This is a genomic window from Janthinobacterium sp. LS2A (assembly GCF_036543145.1).
GTDB lineage: Bacteria > Pseudomonadota > Gammaproteobacteria > Burkholderiales > Burkholderiaceae_D > Janthinobacterium > Janthinobacterium aestuarii.
This window is the reverse complement of the sequence record NZ_JAZHPB010000002.1, coordinates 93086-108873: the sequence shown is the minus strand read 5'-3', so window position 1 is coordinate 108873 and position 15788 is coordinate 93086. Positions and strand designations below refer to the sequence as shown.

The 15788-nt window shown below is 63.2% G+C and carries 11 protein-coding genes and 1 pseudogene; 10 read left to right on the top strand and 2 right to left on the bottom strand.

Going from position 1 to position 15788, the window contains the following annotated elements:
* Positions 1-18: 18 nt before the first annotated feature.
* The 4 genes and pseudogenes from aceF (at position 19) to V3C40_RS06305 (ending at position 5167) form a co-directional block, all read left to right on the top strand.
* The gene (gene aceF, locus V3C40_RS06315; protein WP_331776908.1) at positions 19-1674 is read left to right on the top strand and encodes a dihydrolipoyllysine-residue acetyltransferase; all 1656 of its coding nucleotides are present in this window, start codon (positions 19-21) and stop codon (positions 1672-1674) included.
* A 10-nt stretch (positions 1675-1684) separates the two neighbouring features.
* The gene (gene lpdA / locus V3C40_RS06310) at positions 1685-3472 is read left to right on the top strand and encodes a dihydrolipoyl dehydrogenase (protein ID WP_331776907.1); all 1788 of its coding nucleotides are present in this window, start codon (positions 1685-1687) and stop codon (positions 3470-3472) included.
* Between the two features lie 67 nt (positions 3473-3539).
* Positions 3540-3736, top strand: a pseudogene (locus V3C40_RS28335) (dihydrolipoyl dehydrogenase); the annotation flags it as partial.
* A gap of 255 nt (positions 3737-3991) precedes the next feature.
* Positions 3992-5167 (top strand): hypothetical protein, encoded by a 1176-nt coding sequence (locus tag V3C40_RS06305; protein ID WP_331776906.1) that lies wholly within the window; start codon positions 3992-3994, stop codon positions 5165-5167.
* A 23-nt stretch (positions 5168-5190) separates the two neighbouring features.
* On the opposite strand, the gene V3C40_RS06300 is transcribed toward V3C40_RS06305, so the two are convergent.
* A complete protein-coding gene (locus V3C40_RS06300; protein ID WP_139091047.1) occupies positions 5191-5910 on the bottom strand; it encodes a TetR/AcrR family transcriptional regulator in 720 nt (239 codons plus the stop codon).
* Between the two features lie 144 nt (positions 5911-6054).
* Here V3C40_RS06300 and V3C40_RS06295 point away from each other — a divergent pair, with 144 nt between their 5' ends.
* The 3 genes from V3C40_RS06295 to V3C40_RS06285 are packed head-to-tail and all read left to right on the top strand — an operon-like array spanning position 6055 to position 10376.
* Complete coding sequence (locus V3C40_RS06295; RefSeq protein ID WP_331776905.1) at positions 6055-7248, top strand: HlyD family secretion protein; 1194 nt, start codon at positions 6055-6057, stop codon at positions 7246-7248.
* Between the two features lie 6 nt (positions 7249-7254).
* A complete protein-coding gene (locus V3C40_RS06290; protein WP_070301420.1) occupies positions 7255-8853 on the top strand; it encodes a DHA2 family efflux MFS transporter permease subunit in 1599 nt (532 codons plus the stop codon).
* 50 nt (positions 8854-8903) lie between these two features.
* Complete coding sequence (locus V3C40_RS06285) at positions 8904-10376, top strand: efflux transporter outer membrane subunit (protein WP_034747954.1); 1473 nt, start codon at positions 8904-8906, stop codon at positions 10374-10376.
* A 9-nt stretch (positions 10377-10385) separates the two neighbouring features.
* On the opposite strand, the gene V3C40_RS06280 is transcribed toward V3C40_RS06285, so the two are convergent.
* Positions 10386-11303, bottom strand: a complete 918-nt coding sequence (locus tag V3C40_RS06280) for a LysR family transcriptional regulator (protein WP_331776904.1) — start codon at positions 11301-11303, stop codon at positions 10386-10388.
* 112 nt (positions 11304-11415) lie between these two features.
* Between V3C40_RS06280 and V3C40_RS06275 the strand changes: the two genes are divergently transcribed.
* The 3 genes from V3C40_RS06275 (at position 11416) to V3C40_RS06265 (ending at position 15642) form a co-directional block, all read left to right on the top strand.
* Positions 11416-12015 (top strand): short chain dehydrogenase, encoded by a 600-nt coding sequence (locus V3C40_RS06275; protein ID WP_331776903.1) that lies wholly within the window; start codon positions 11416-11418, stop codon positions 12013-12015.
* Positions 12016-12159: 144 nt separating this feature from the next.
* On the top strand, positions 12160-13872 hold the full coding sequence (locus tag V3C40_RS06270) for a methyl-accepting chemotaxis protein (protein WP_331776902.1): 1713 nt from the start codon (positions 12160-12162) through the stop codon (positions 13870-13872).
* A gap of 48 nt (positions 13873-13920) precedes the next feature.
* Positions 13921-15642, top strand: a complete 1722-nt coding sequence (locus V3C40_RS06265; protein WP_331776901.1) for a dipeptidyl-peptidase 3 family protein — start codon at positions 13921-13923, stop codon at positions 15640-15642.
* The last annotated feature ends 146 nt before the right edge of the window (positions 15643-15788 follow it).

Here is a 15788-nt window from a genome sequence, read left to right as displayed (position 1 = left end):
AAAATAACGGAGCAAGCTATGAGCATTGTGGAAGTCAAAGTCCCGGATATCGGCGATTTCAAGGAAGTCGAGATCATTGAACTGATGGTCAAGCCAGGCGATACGGTCAAGGTCGACCAGTCCCTGATCACGGTCGAATCGGACAAGGCCAGCATGGAAATTCCATCGAGCCACGCCGGTGTCGTCAAGGAATTGAAAGTCAACGTGGGCGACAAGATCGCCGAAGGTTCGCTGGTCCTGCTGCTGGAAGTGGCAGACGACGCCTCGGCGCCTGCGCCGGCCGCTGCCGCCCCGGCCGCAGCACCTGCCGCTGAAGCCGCTCCCGCCGCCGCTGCGCCAGCACCTGCCGCCCCAGCCGGCGCGCCAGCCCTGGTCGAAGTGACCGTGCCCGATATCGGCGACTTCAAGGAAGTCGAAGTCATCGAACTGATGGTCAAGGTCGGCGACAGCATCAAGGTCGACCAGTCGCTGCTGACGGTCGAATCGGACAAGGCCAGCATGGAAATCCCATCGAGCCACGCCGGTATCGTCAAGGAATTGAAAGTCAAGGTCGGCGACAAGGTTGCCAAGGGCAGCCTGGTGCTGGTCGTGGAAGCGACCGGTGGCGCTGCTCCTGCCGCACCTGCCGCTGCTGCACCTGCACCCGCTGCGCAAGCTGCCGCCGCGCCAGCCGCCGCCGTCGCTTCGACGCCGGTCGCTGCACCAGCTCCTGCCGCCGCGCCTGCCGTCAACGGCAAGCTGGCGCACGCGTCGCCATCGATCCGCAAGTTCGCGCGCGAACTGGGCGTGGACCTGACCCGCGTGGGCGGTTCCGGTCCGAAGGGCCGCATCACCCAGGAAGACGTGCAGAACTTCGTCAAGGGCGTGATGTCGGGCGCCGTCGCCGCGCCGAATGCGCCGGTCGCCGCCAAAGGCGGTTCGGGCGTGGGCCTGGATCTGCTGCCATGGCCGTCGCTGGACTTCAGCAAGTTCGGCACGACCGAATTGCTGCCGCTGTCGCGCATCAAGAAAATCTCGGGCCCGAATTTGCACCGCAACTGGGTCATGATCCCGCACGTCACGCAGTTCGACGAAGCGGACGTGACGGACCTGGAAGCGTTCCGCGTCGACACCAACGCGGCCAATGCGAAAAACAAGGATGCGGCCAAGCTGACCATGCTCGCTTTCGTCATCAAGGCGTCCGTTGCCGCGCTGAAGAAATTCCCCGCGTTTAACGCGTCGCTCGACGCCAAGGGCGAGAACCTGATCCTCAAGCAGTACTACAACATCGGCTTCGCGGCCGACACGCCGAACGGCCTGGTGGTACCCGTGATCAAGGGCGCGGACCAGAAGTCGGTCTCGCAGATCGCCCGCGAAATGACGGAACTGTCGCTGCAGGCGCGCGAAGGCAAGCTGAAACCGGCCGACATGCAGGGTGCCAGCTTCACGATCTCGTCCCTGGGCGGCATCGGCGGCACGCACTTCACGCCTATCGTCAATGCACCGGAAGTCGCGATCCTGGGCCTGTCGAAAGCCTCGATCAAGCCGGTATGGGATGGCAAGGCCTTCCAGCCACGTTTGATGATGGGCACCTCGCTGTCCTACGACCACCGCGTGGTCGATGGCGCGATGGGCGCGCGATTCTCCGTGTACCTCGGCGAAGTCCTGGCCGACATGCGCAAAATTCTGCTGTAAGGAGCGATTGATGAGCACAGTAGAGGTAAAAGTACCGAATATCGGCGACTTCAAGGAAGTCGAAGTGATCGAACTGATGGTCAAGGTCGGCGACACCATCAAGGTGGACCAGTCCCTGATCACGGTCGAATCGGACAAGGCCAGCATGGAGATCCCATCGACCCACGCCGGCGTCGTCAAGGAAGTCAAGGTCAAGGTCGGCGACAAGATCGCCGAAGGCAGCGCGCTGCTGGTGGTGGAAGCGCTTGACGGTGCTGCAGCTCCCGCAGCCGCACCGGCGGCCGCTGCTGCGCCTGCGGCGGCTCCGGCTCCCGCAGCGGCGGCACCAGCTGCAGCCGTTGCCGCCATCCCGGCCGGCAATTACAGCGGCCAGGTCGACATCGACGTCGACATGATGGTGCTGGGCGGCGGTCCTGGCGGCTATTCGGCGGCGTTCCGCGCGGCCGACCTGGGCATGTCGACGGTCATCGTCGAGCGCTATGCGACACTGGGCGGCGTGTGCCTGAACGTGGGCTGCATCCCGTCGAAGGCGCTGCTGCACGTCGCCTCCGTCATCGATGAAACGGCGCACATGTCCAACATGGGCGTGACGTTTGCCAAGCCGGCGATCGACATCGACCAGGTACGCAAGTACAAGGAAGGCGTGATCTCGAACATGACGGGCGGTCTGGCCGGCATGGCCAAGGCGCGCAAGACGCAAGTCGTCACGGGCGTGGGCCAGTTCCTGTCCGCGAACCACATCGAAGTGACGGCAGGCGACGGCTCCAAAAAAGTCGTGCAGTTCAAGCAAGCCATCATCGCCGCCGGTTCCTCCGTGGTGAAACTGCCCTTCGTGCCGGAAGACCCGCGCATCGTCGATTCGACGGGCGCGCTGGAATTGCGCCAGATCCCGAAACGCATGCTGGTCATCGGCGGCGGCATCATCGGCCTGGAAATGGCGACCGTCTATTCCACGTTCGGCGCGCGCATCGACGTGGTCGAAATGATGGATGGCCTGATGCAGGGCGCGGACCGCGACGCCGTCAAGGTGTGGCAGAAGTTCAACGAGAAGCGCTTCGACAACATCATGACCAAGACCAAGACGGTGGCCGTCGAGGCTCTGCCGGAAGGCATCAAGGTCACGTTCGAAGCCGCCGAAGCAGGTGCTACCGCACCGGCGCCACAGATCTACGACCTGGTATTGGTGGCCGTGGGCCGCAGCCCGAACGGCAAGAAGCTGGCCGCCGACAAAGCCGGCGTGCAAGTGACGGACCGCGGTTTCATCAACGTCGACAGCCAGATGCGCACCAACGTGCCGAACATCTTCGCCATCGGCGATTTGGTCGGCCAGCCGATGCTGGCGCACAAGGCCGTGCATGAAGCCCACGTGGCAGCGGAAGCCGCTTCCGGCCAGAAGTCGCACTTCGACGTCAAGGTGATTCCATCGGTCGCCTACACGGATCCGGAAGTGGCATGGGCCGGCATCACGGAAGACGAAGCGAAAGCCAAGGGCATCAAGGTCGAGAAGGGCCACTTCCCGTGGGCCGCTTCGGGCCGCGCCGTGGCCAACGGCCGCGCCGAAGGCTTCACCAAGCTGCTGTTCGACGCTGAAACGCACCGCATCATCGGCGGCACCATCGTCGGCACGCATGCGGGCGACATGATCGGCGAGATCGCGCTGGCCATCGAAATGGGCTGCGACGGTACCGACATCGGCAAGACCATCCATCCGCATCCAACCCTGGGCGAATCGATCGGTATGGCCGCCGAAGTGTACGAAGGCGTGTGCACGGACTTGCCGCCACCGCGCAAGCGCTGATGTTGTAGCGCTGTGTCGTAACACTAAAAACCCCGCAAGCGATTGCGGGGTTTTTTATTATCCTGCCATCGTCGGCACGCACGCGGGCGACAGGGGAGCGATGAGGCGGCGAAATCGCGCTGGCCATCGAAATAGGCTGCGACGGCACCGACATCGGCACGAGCATCCACCCGCATCCAACCCTGGGCGAGCCGATCGGCAGGTTGGCAAAAGCGCGCCGAAGCAGGCGTGTGCACGGACTTGCCTCCGCCGCGCAAGCGCTGATAAAGCGTTAACTTTCAGTACAAAAAACCGGGACATGTTCCCGGTTTTTTTATTTCCCTTGATCTGCATCATAGTAAAACGTGGTGTAGCGGGGCCTTGTGAAAATTGGTGAGTATTGCCGTGTGGAAAAAGTGGCAGAATGGGGGTCTGTCACCATGTTTTTCTTTTGCTTCGACGGAAACGCGTGATTTTTCCAGGAATGTTGCCAGCGTGGGATACGGTCAAGTTCCGCTGTACTGAGAGAGCTTTGCAACGATGAAAAAATTTACCGCCCTTCATATTGCCGACGTCCGTTTGCGCCGGGCTGACGAACAAGAGCAAGCCGTGATGCTGCATGCCTTGTACCAGGATGTGGCCGCTATCCTGGCGGCGGGCAAGCGGATCGATGCGATTTTCTTCACGGGCCAGCTGGTGGCGCCTGACGCCTGTGCCGGCACGACGCCCGTGTATGTCTACGAATACTTCCTGCGCCCCCTGCTGCAGGCGGCCAGCTTGCCTGGCGCGCGTTTCTACCTGGTGCCGGGCAGCCGCGCGCAGGGTGTCGCCGCTGCGGCGCTGGGCAATGCCGGTTTCAGCTTTTTCTCCGCCGATGAGCACGCCAGTGCCGAGCAGCGCGCACACTACAAGAATATCCACGCCGTGTTCCATGGCCACCAGCATACGGGCGATGCCAGTTCGCTCATGAAGTCGCTGGGCATCTTGTTCAAGAGCAATCCTGGCAGCCTGTACGATACCAGTGGCCAGATGGCGGCGTTTGCCGTGCTCGAGTTCGGCACTGGCGAGGCAGCGGCCGATGGCGGCGCGCCAGGCACGCGGTGGACGGTGTCCCTGCGCGAGTTCGATGATGTGAGCAAGAACTTCGCGCTGTCGGTGCTGTACACGCCGAATGGCCAGGAAACGGGGCAGGTGGATGCCGAGTATGTGTTTGCCACCTTGTTGCCGCAGCTGGCAGGCGAACGCGATTATCTCGATGGCTTGCTGGGCAAGGCGGGCGCGCAGCGGCGCGTGGACGCCGGCGCGGCTGCCGATGCGCGTGAATTCCTGATCGAGCTGGCGTTCGTGATGTTCGAAGCCAAGAGCGTCTTCCTCAACGAGGCGGAACTGGAACGCTTTGCCAGCGATTATTGCGGCGTGAAGGGCTGGAGCATGGCGGCCGGGGATTGGCTGGCGCCGCTGTATGCGCATGGCTTGCTGCTGCGGGAAGATGGCCAGGTGGCGTTTTCCTTCGATTACTTCCGCACGTATTTCCTGGCGCAGCGCTTTGAAACCTCGTTCGACCTGATGCGCTATGGCCCGGACCGCTACGACGGAAGCGACTCTTCACTCACTGTCGATGGCGCGTCGGCGGCCCAGCCTTTCCTGCGCGCGCTGGGTTTGAACGATGAACACGCCGAAGCGGCGTTGCCGGCAGACTGCAGCCGCCCTGGCTGATTTCCTGGGCCAGCCTTTCCGCGTCAGTCCGCCAGCGGCTGGCGCAGGGTGCCACGCAGGAACAGGTCGAGACTGACGGCCACCTTGGCGCGCAATTGCGCCACGTCCGGTTGCGTCTGCGGCGGAAACAGCAGGCGCGACATCTGGTCGCCCAGCAGGCAATTGAGCAGGTGCAGCGACAGCATGGCCGGCGCCAGTTCCGCGCGGAACAGCGGCGCAATGTCGGGGCGGCTGAAAAACCTCGTCAGCATCTCGCGCGTCTGTCCCGGTCCCACCTTGTAAAACGTTTCCGCCAGTTCAGGATGCGTGGCCGCTTCGGCCACCACCATGCGATTGAGGTGGATGGCCGCCGGCATGGTGACCAGTTGCACGAACAGCAGGCCGAACTCGCCCAGGATGGTGGGCAGGGGCCGCATATCCGTTTCCAGGGCCGGCATGGTCGAGAAGTAGGCGGCGCGGCGCAATTCCACCACGGCATTGAACAAGCCCGACTTGCCGCCAAACTTCACATAAATCGTGCGCACGGCCACATGGGCTTCGCGGGCGATCATTTCCAGGCTCACCTTTCCATATCCTTTTTCCAGAAACAGGCAGCCGGCCGTGTGCAGGAGGTTGTCCATGCGCGCTTCCATGTCGGCCGCGCGCGGGCGGCCGGCTGGCTTGCCGCAGCAGGAAAGCTCCTGGGCGGCGTCGCCCGATTCTTTATCGGTAGGCAAGGTATCGCTGAGGCCGGGATCGGACATGGTCTGGGTCTCTTTATAAGTTGGAAGGTAAGTGATGGCTCACACTGTAGTGCAAATTAAAATGAAATGCAATCGTTTCATTTCTTGACTTTGGCTTTTCTTTGCCCAATAATGAACCTATATCATTTCATTTCCGGAGCGAGTATGTCCAACCAGCCAGGCCAAGCAGAGCACAAAGTGCTGAGCGCCGTCCCACCCGCGGCCCCGGCCGCCCCTTCCGCGCCCACCGCCTCCGCCAGCTCCGCACCACCGAACAACCGCGTCAAAATCATCGCCGGCCTGATCGTCCTCGTGGCGCTGGGCGCCGGCGCGCGCATGTGGTACCGCAGCCACTATTTCGTGGAAACGGAAAACGCCTATGTGGCTGGCCACGTGCATCCCGTCTCGGCGCGCATTTCCGGCGTCGTCACCAAGGTCTTCATCGACGACAATCAAATGGTGAAAGAGGGCGACGTGATCGCTGAACTCGACCCGTTCGACCAGCGCGTGAAAACCGAGCAGATCGCCGCGCAGATCGCCAGCGCCGAGCAGCAAGTGCTGCAAGCGGACGCGCAGATCGCGCAAGTGCAGGCGCAAGCCAGTGGCGCCCAGGCGCAAGTGGCGCAAGCCGATGCGCAACTGCTGCGCGCAAAACAGGATGCCGACCGTTATGGCCAGCTGTACACGAGCCAGATGAAAGCCGTGTCGAAAGCGGAACTCGACGCGGCCAATGCGGCCCGCTCGAGCGCCGTGGCCGACCTGGCCGCCCGCCGCGACAGCGCGTCGGCCGCCAAGGCGCAGATCGGTGCGGCGCAAGCTGCGCGCGACGTGGCCAAGGCGCAAGTGGCCGTGCTGCGCGTGCAATTGAAGGACGCGGAACAGCAGCTGCAATACAACCGCATCCTGGCCCCTGTCGCCGGCCGCATCGGCAAGCGCAACGTGGAAACGGGCATGCGCGTGCAGCCTGGCCAGCAATTGACGGCCATCGTGCAGGACAACGTCTGGGTCACCGCCAACTTCAAGGAAACGCAATTGGCCGACCTGCACCGCGGCCAGAGCGTGCACGTGACCATCGATGCCATGCCGGGCAAGAAACTGGTCGGTACCGTGGACAGCTTCGCTCCTGCCTCGGGCGCGCAATTCGCGCTGCTGCCAGCCGATAACGCCACCGGCAACTTCACCAAGATCGTCCAGCGCGTGCCGGTGAAAATCGTCTTCCAGCCGGAAGACATCAAGGCCATGAATGGCCGCCTGGTGCCGGGCATGTCGGTGATCGCCGAAGTGGAAGTGAATCAGCCTGAAACGCAGCCGGCCGCGCGCCACGCTGCTGCTCCAGCCGCCCAGTCCACCACCCATTAAGCTTCCATGAGCAGCCCCTCCACCACGCTGGCGAAGCCGCCAGCGTTTCCCGTGATCGACGAGAAAGTCTCCGGGCGCACCTGGCTGGCGGTCGCCGCCGGCATGCTGGGCGCCTTCATGGCGGTGCTCGACATCCAGATCACCAATTCATCGCTCAAGGATATCCTTGGCTCGCTGTCGGCCACCCAGGAAGAGGGCTCGTGGATTTCCACGGCCTACCTGGTAGCCGAAATTATCGTCATTCCCCTCACCGCGCTGCTGGCGCGCGTGTTCGGACTGCGTACCTACATGATCGGCACCACCGCTTTCTTCCTGCTGTTCTCCACCCTGTGCGGCACGGCGTGGAACCTGGAAAGCATGATCGTCTTCCGCATGCTGCAAGGGTTCACTGGCGGCGCCCTGATCCCGATGGCGTTCACGCTGGTGATGCTCAAGCTGCCGCCGTCGAAGCGCGCCGTCGGCATGGCGATCTTCGGCCTGACGGCCACCCTGGCGCCGGCCATGGGCCCGACCCTGGGCGGGTACTTGAGCGAGCTGTATGGCTGGCCTTCGATCTTCTACATCAACTGGGTGCCGGGCGTGCTGCTGATCGCCGGCATGATCTATGGCCTCGACAAGGAGCCGATGAAGCTCGAGATGTTCTGGAAAGCCGACTGGCTGGGCATCTTCTTCATGGCCCTGGGCCTCGGCTGCCTGACCATCTTTCTGGAAGAGGGCAACTCGAAGGATTGGTTCGACTCCGGTTTCATCATCGCCTTCGCCTCGATGGCCCTGGTGGGCATCCTGGGCTGGGTCGTCACCAGCGCCACGCGCGCCGAACCGTTCGTCAACCTGGCCCTGTATGGCCAGCGCAATTTTTTAGTGGCCACCGTGCTGTCGGCCGTGACGGGCATGGGCCTGTATGGCTCGGCCTTTTTGCTGCCGCTGTTCCTGGGCCAGATCGCCGGCTACTCTCCGATGCAGATCGGTGAAGTCATCATGTGGGTGGGCTTGCCGCAGCTGTTCATCATGCCGTTTGTCGCCAAGCTGTCGTCCGTGGTGGACAACCGCATCCTGTGCTCGTTCGGCCTGCTGCTGTTTGGCGGTTCGTGCATGATGAATGCCTACATGGACGCGTCCACCGGCTACGACCAGCTGCTGTGGTCGCAGGTGGTGCGCGCGCTGGGCCAGCCCTTCGTCATGCTGACCCTGTCGAACTTCGCCATGAAGGGCATCGCGCCGAAGGACATGCCGTCCGCTTCGAGCCTGTTCAACATGACGCGCAACCTGGGCGGCTCGATCGGCATCGCCCTGCTGGCCACGGCCCTGAGCACTCGCGAGCATTTTCATTCGCAGCGCCTGGGCGAAGCGATCAATGCCTATTCCAGCGCCACGCAGCTGCGCATCGACCAGCTGACGTCGTCGTTCATGGCCAAGGGCTATGACGCCGTCACGGCCGGCAACCAGGCCTTGCAGGCAATCGACGGCATCGTGCGCCGCGAAGCGTATGTGATGGCTTACAACGATGGCTTCTTCCTGATCGGCGCCATCCTGCTGGCCTGCATCGTGCCCCTGTGGCTGGCCGACAAACTCAAAGCTCCCGGTGGCGGTGGTGGCGGTCATTGACCGCGCACAGTCCGCACGTGCAGCACCCCAAGAACAAGAAGGTACACATCATGCAAACAGTATTGACGAAAATCGCGCTGGCCGCTTCCCTTGCCGTGGCGCTGTCCGCCTGCGGCACCGTGGGCCAGGATTTCACCGCGCCGGGCAATGTCGCCGGCGCCGACACCTTCCGCCATGGCGCGGCCGCGGCGGACGCCGCGCAACTGCCCAAGGAGTGGTGGAGCATCTACGGCGATGCGACCCTGAACCGCCTCGAGCAGAGCGCGCTGCAGGACAACCCGAGCGTGAAAGCGGCTGGCGAGCGCTTGCTGCAGGCGCTGGCGCAAAGCGGCACGGCGCGCGCCAGCCAGGGCCCGAGCGTAAACGTCAGCACGGGTGTCTCGAACTCGCGCACCTCGGCCAACACCTCGCAGGGCCTGGCGCAGGGCAACCGCTCGGTCAGCGGCAACAATTTTTCCGCAGGCGCCACGCTGTCGTATGAAGTCGACTTGCTGGGCCGCGTCAAGCGCATGGTCGAAGCGGCCGATTCCCAAGCCTTGGCGGCGCAAGCGGACCGCGACGGCGTGCTGCTGATGCTGTCATCGCAAGTGGCCAGCAATTACTGGCAGCTGCGCGGACTCGATGCGGAAATGGCCATCCTGAATGGCGCGCTCGACACGCGCCGCGAATCGGCGCAGCTGGTCGAAGCGCGCTTCAATGCGGGCTTGACGAATGAGCTGGACCTGGCGCGCGCGAAAGTCGAGCTGTCGAACGCGCAGGCCGACCTGCATGAAGTCAAGCGCCAGCGCAACCAGCTGGAAAACAGCCTGGCCACCCTGACGGGCAAGCCGCCGTCGGCACTGCAATTGCCGGTGGCCGCCGATCCATCCGTCTTGCCGCTGCCGCCTGCCATTCCTGTCGGCTTGCCTGCGAGCCTGCTGGCGCACCGCCCGGACCTCGTTTCCAGCGTGGCGGGCCTGCGCGCGGCGAATGCGCAAGTGGGCGTGGCCGAAGGCGCGTTTTACCCGTCGCTGCAATTGACGGGCAATTTCGGCTATGCGTCGGAAAAGCTGCGCGACCTGGCGCAGGGCGGTTCGCGCCAGTTCAGCTTTGGTCCGCTGGCCCTGTCCCTGCCGATCTTTGACGGTGGCCGCAACCAGGCCAATCTTGACCTGTCCAAGGCGCGCTATGCGGAAGCCGTGGCGAACCATGAAACGAAGCTGTTGACGGCCTTGCGCGAAGTGGAAGATGCGCTGTCCGACGTGGAGCAGCGCCAGTTGCAGGGCGACGCCCAGGCCCTGTCGCAGGAAGCGGCGGCGCGCGCCTACCTGGTGGCGCGCACGCGCTACGAGCGCGGCATCTCGACCTACCTGGACGTGACGGACGCGCAGCGCAGTTCGCTGGCAGCGGACCGCGCCGCCGCGCAGATCAAGACCCAGCGCCTGCTGGCGACGGTGGCTGTAGCCCGTTCTTTAGGTGCTGGCTGGCAGCCGGACGGCGAGCTGGCCAAGCTGGCTTCCGCGCCTGCCGCGAAGGTGAACTAGGCACGACGATTACGTGAGCGTGGCCGGTGGCGGTGTCGCCGCCGGCCCGTAGCGTTCCAGCAGAAAATCGATGAAGGTCGTCAGCTTCGGCGTGGGCTGGCGGTCGCGCGGGTACAGCACATGCATCAGGCGCGGCGCCGGCACGTAATCGACCAGCAGCGGCACCAGCCGTCCCGCCGCGATATCGTCGGCCAGTAAAATCTCCGCCTGCATGACGATGCCGAAGCCGTGCAGTGCGGCCATGCGCAGCGCCTGGCCATTGTTCGAGCGGAAGCGGCTCTCGGCCGCAGTCCCATCGTGGCGCGCTTCCTTGCCGCTCAGACGCCAGCGCATGTGGCGCGACCACTGCATGAAATCCACGCATTCGTGCCGCGCTAGGTCGTCCGGCATGCGCGGCGTGCCGTGCTTTGCCAGGTAGGCGGGCGAGGCGCAGATCACCATCGCATAGGCACGCAAGGGCCGCGCCACCATGCCGGAATCTTCCAGCTTGCCGATGCGGATGGCCGCATCGAATCCTTCCTCCACCAGGTCCACCATCCTGTCATTCAAATTGAGCTCCAGGCTCACGTCAGGATAAGCCGTCAGGTAGTCGGCCATCAGCGGCGCGATGCATTCGCTGCCGAAGGACACGGGCGCCGTGATCTTCAGCTTGCCGCGCGGCGTGGCGCGCATCGCTTCGGCGCCCGTTTCGGCCGCCGCGATCTGCGCCAGGATCTGGCGGCATTGCTCCACGTATTGCCGGCCGATTTCCGTCAGGCTTTGCCGGCGCGTCGTGCGCGCCAGCAGGCGCGTGCCCAGCCGCTCTTCCAGCTGTTTGATGTGCTTGCCCACCATCACGGGCGAGATGCGGAAGGTGTCGGCGGCGGCCGTGAAACTGCCCTGGTCGACGACGGACACAAAGATCTCCATGCTGCGCAATTTATCCATATCGCCTTGATTGCAAACTGTGGGTTGGTAATCTTGTAAATTCTAGCGCATTTATTCCTTTCTGGAAGCGGCGCATACTGGCTCCATCGCTCAACCCACACAAGGAAGCAGCATGAAAATCGTCATCATCGGCGCCAGCGGCACCATCGGCAAGGCCGTCACCGCGCAACTGGCGCAGCGCCATGAAATCATCGAAGTGGGCAGCCGCACGGGCACGCACCAGGCCGACATGGGCGACATCGCGCAAGTGCGCGCCCTGTTCCAGCGCATCGGCAGGGTCGACGCCGTCGTCGTCACGGCCGGCAAGCTGCATTTCGGCCCCCTGGCAGAATTCACGCCCGAGCAGTTCCAGCTGGGCCTGGACAGCAAGCTGATGGGCCAGGTCAACGTGGCGCTGGTGGCGCAGGAATACCTGAACGACGGCGGTTCGATTACCTTGACCAGCGGCATCGTGGCCGAGCAGCCGATCCGCTTCGGCGCGGCCGCCAGCATGACGAATGCGGCCGTGGAAGGCTTTGTACGGGGCGCCGCCATCGAACTGGCGCGCGGCGTGCGCATCAATGTGGTCAGCCCCACGGTGCTGGAAGAATCGCTGGAAGCGTATGGCCCGTTCTTCTACGGCTTCGAGCCGGCCGCCGCCAGCAGAGTGGCGTTGGCCTACAGCCGCAGCGTGGAAGGGGCGCAGACGGGGCAAGTCTACCGCGTGTGGTAGGTCTAAAGGCCGCAAAAAAGGCTGCTTTTGGCCGGCCTCAGGCAGCCTGCTTCCATTCATGATAAATTAACTTTTATTTCCAAATGTCAACATCATGGTGATGAAGAATTTGGACATTTTCATGAATGAATGGATGAGACGGATATGCAAAGCACCAAAATCAGCACACGGCTTTATACGGGATTCGGCCTGGTCCTGTTGCTGCTGATCATCGTTACCGCACTCGGCATCAACCGCGTGCAAAAGATCGACGCCATCCTCACCAGTATCAGCGACGTCAACAACGTCAAGCAGCGCCATGCGATCAATTTCCGCGGCAGCGTGCATGACCGCGCGATCGCCCTGCGCGACGTGGTGCTGGCGGCCGACGCGGCGTCGGCCAAGCCGGAAATCGCGCGCATCGAAACGCTGGCCGCCAATTACGCGCAGGCCGCCGCGCCGCTCGACCAGATCATCGGCAGCGGCAAGGACGTGACCGAAGCGGAACGCACGGCTCTGGCCGCCATCAAGGCCAGTGAAGCGAAGGCCCAGCCGATCATCGCCAAGGTGATTCAATTGCGCCTGGCCGATGATGTGGCCGGCGCCACCGCCTTGCTGCAGCAGCAGGGCGCCGCCGCCTTCATGGGCTGGCTTGCGTCCGTCAACCAGCTGATCGACCTCGAAGAAAAGATGAGCCGCGAACAGGCCGACAGCGCAAGCACGGTGGCGCGCAGCTTCTTCTTCTTCATGGTGCTGCTGTGCCTGGGCGCGATCGCCATCGGTACCATCGCGGCCTGGCGCATCAGCCACGGCTTGCTGCGCCAGCTCGGCGGCGAGCCCGACTACGCGGCCGCCATCGCCGGTGAAATTGCCGCTGGTAACCTGGCAGTGACCATCACTACCGGGCCGAACGACCGTGACAGCTTGCTGTACGCCATGCGCGGCATGCGCGACAGCCTCGTGGCCATTGTCAGCCAGGTGCGCGCCGGCACGCAGACCATCGCCACCAATTCGCGCGAAATCGCGGCCGGCAACCTGGACCTGTCGAATCGCACGGAACAGCAGGCCGGCTCGATCGAGGAAACCGCCACGTCGATGGAGCAATTGACGGGCACCGTCAAGCAGAACGCCGAGCACGCGATCGAGGCGAACCAGCTGGCCGTATCGGCCTCGGGTGTGGCCGTCAAGGGCGGCGCCGTCGTGGCGCAGGTGGTGCAGACCATGGCCGCCATCAACGAATCGTCGAAAAAGATAGTCGACATTATTGGCGTGATCGACGGCATCGCTTTCCAGACGAATATTCTGGCGCTCAATGCCGCCGTGGAAGCGGCGCGCGCCGGCGAGCAGGGCCGCGGCTTTGCCGTCGTCGCCACCGAAGTGCGCAGCCTGGCCCAGCGTTCCAGCCAGGCCGCCAAGGAAATCAAGTCGCTGATCGACGACTCGGTCGAGCGCGTCGGCACGGGCGCGCGCTTGGTCGATGAAGCAGGCACGACCATGCAAGATATTGTCGACAGCGTCAAGCGCGTGACCGACATCATGGGCGAAATCAGTGTGGCCACGCGCGAGCAGTCGTCCGGCATCGAACAGGTCAACCAGGCCGTCGGCCTGATGGACCAGGTGGTGCAGCAGAATGCGGCGCTGGTGGAGCAGTCGGCCTCGGCCGCCGCGTCGCTGGAAGCGCAGGCCGGCAGCCTGTCGCAGGTGGTCAGCATCTTCAAGCTCGACAACTCGCAAGTGCAGCTGCAGGCGCCGCAGCCGGCGCGTGCGCGTCCGGCCGCCGTGACTGCTGCCAGGCCGGTCCTCAAGGCCGCAGCGAAGCCGGCACCGAAAAAGCTGGCCTCCAAGGTGCCCGCCGATGACGCATGGGAAGAGTTTTAAGCGGCGCTCGTTTACAATCGGGACCTTACATTGTTTGCTGAGGTCCCCATGAAACGTATCCTGTTCCCCCTGCTGATGGCTGCCGCCGTCGGCAGCGCCTGTGCCGCAACGCCGGCAGCCCCGGCCACCGCGCAACAACTGGCGGCCATGAGCGCCCGCTATGCGCCCGTTGCGCTGACGGCCGATGTCACGCATCTGTCTGCCGGCGACCGCCAGGCCATCGCCAAGCTGGTCGAGGCGGCCAAGCTGGTCGACGTGCTGCAGCTGCGCCAGCGCTGGTCCGGCAATGAAGCGCTGTGGGCGGCATTGAAGAAGGACACATCAAAGCTGGGACATGCCCGTTTGAACTATTTCTGGATCAATAAAGGTCCCTGGTCGGTGCTCGACGCGCACGCCTCGTTCATGCCGGCCAGCTATGCCGGTATCGCCATTCCCGCGCACAAGCCGGAAGCGGGCAATTTCTATCCGCAGGGCGCCACCAAGGCCAGCCTGGAAACGTGGATGAATGGCTTGTCGCCAGAGGACAAGCAGCAGGCGCAATGGTTCTTCACGACGATTCGCGCGGGCAAGGATGGAAAATACCAGACCGTCAAGTATTCGGACGAATACAAGGTGGAACTCAAGCAGCTGGCGAAGCTTCTGGATGAAGCTGCCGCCGCCACGGATAACGCGTCGCTGAAGAAATTCCTCACCCTGCGCGCCAAGGCTTTCCTCGACAACGACTATCTGCCGTCCGATTTCGCCTGGATGGACCTCGATTCGCCCGTCGACATCACCATCGGCCCGTACGAGACGTATAACGATGAGCTGTTCGGCTACAAGGCCGCGTTCGAAGCGTACGTGAACATCCGCGACCAGGCGGAAACGCAGAAGCTGAACTTCTTCGCCAAGCACATGCAGGAACTGGAAGACAACCTGCCGCTCGACGCCCGGTACCGCAACCCGAAGGTGGGCGCGCTGGCGCCGATGGTGGTGGTCAATCAGGTGTATGGCGCTGGCGACGGCAACATGGCCGTGCAGACGGCTGCCTACAACTTGCCGAACGACGAGCGCATCATCAGCGCGCGCGGCTCCAAGCGCGTCATGTTGAAAAACGTGCAGGAAGCCAAGTTCAAGGCCACCCTGACGCCGATCTCGAAACTGGTACTGACGCCCGAAGCGCAGCAGGATGTGGATTTCAATTCCTTCTTCACGCACATCCTCGCGCATGAAATCATGCACGGCCTGGGCCCGCACGCGACCGTCGTCGACGGCAAGCCATCGACGCCGCGCCAGGACTTGAAGGAAGCGTATTCGACCATTGAGGAAGCCAAGGCCGATATCACGGGATTGTTCGCGCTGCGCTACATGATGGACAAGGGGCAGCTCAAGGATACCTTGGGCCAGGGCGACGCGGCTGAGCGCAAGCTGTACAACACGTTCCTTGCCTCCGGTTTCCGCACCCTGCATTTCGGCCTGACGGATTCGCATGCGCGCGGCATGGCCATCCAGATGAATTACATCCTCGACAAGGGCGGCTTTGTCTCGCTGGGCGACGGCAAGTTCGGCGTCGATTTTGGCAAGATCAAGCAGGCCGTGATCGACCTGGACCGCGAATTTTTGACCATCGAGGCGACGGGCGACTATGCGCGTGCGAAAGACATGATGAGCAAGTACGTGGTCATCCGCCCTGAAGTGCAGGTGGCGCTCGACAAGATGAAAGCCGTGCCCAACGATATCCGCCCGGAATTCGTCACGGCCCGCGCGCTGGACCAGGCGGCGAAGAAATAAGCTGACTTTGATTATTGTCAGTCTGAAAAGCCGGCGCCTCTGCGCCGGTTTTTTTTGTCTTTATTTATGAAAAGTTGCCAGTTTTTCCTTGTGGAAATATTTTCACCGCTTACTCTGCAGTAGTAAATCCCCATTTCTCCTGTTGA

Coding starts and splice junctions, on each gene's coding strand:
- V3C40_RS06305 (WP_331776906.1), top strand. CDS start 3,992: ATGAAAAAATTTACCGCCCTTCATATTGCCGACGTCCGTTTGCGCCGG.
- V3C40_RS06295 (WP_331776905.1), top strand. CDS start 6,055: ATGTCCAACCAGCCAGGCCAAGCAGAGCACAAAGTGCTGAGCGCCGTC.
- V3C40_RS06280 (WP_331776904.1), bottom strand. CDS start 11,303: ATGGATAAATTGCGCAGCATGGAGATCTTTGTGTCCGTCGTCGACCAG.
- V3C40_RS06300 (WP_139091047.1), bottom strand. CDS start 5,910: ATGTCCGATCCCGGCCTCAGCGATACCTTGCCTACCGATAAAGAATCG.
- lpdA (WP_331776907.1), top strand. CDS start 1,685: ATGAGCACAGTAGAGGTAAAAGTACCGAATATCGGCGACTTCAAGGAA.
- V3C40_RS06270 (WP_331776902.1), top strand. CDS start 12,160: ATGCAAAGCACCAAAATCAGCACACGGCTTTATACGGGATTCGGCCTG.
- aceF (WP_331776908.1), top strand. CDS start 19: ATGAGCATTGTGGAAGTCAAAGTCCCGGATATCGGCGATTTCAAGGAA.
- V3C40_RS06275 (WP_331776903.1), top strand. CDS start 11,416: ATGAAAATCGTCATCATCGGCGCCAGCGGCACCATCGGCAAGGCCGTC.
- V3C40_RS06265 (WP_331776901.1), top strand. CDS start 13,921: ATGAAACGTATCCTGTTCCCCCTGCTGATGGCTGCCGCCGTCGGCAGC.
- V3C40_RS06290 (WP_070301420.1), top strand. CDS start 7,255: ATGAGCAGCCCCTCCACCACGCTGGCGAAGCCGCCAGCGTTTCCCGTG.
- V3C40_RS06285 (WP_034747954.1), top strand. CDS start 8,904: ATGCAAACAGTATTGACGAAAATCGCGCTGGCCGCTTCCCTTGCCGTG.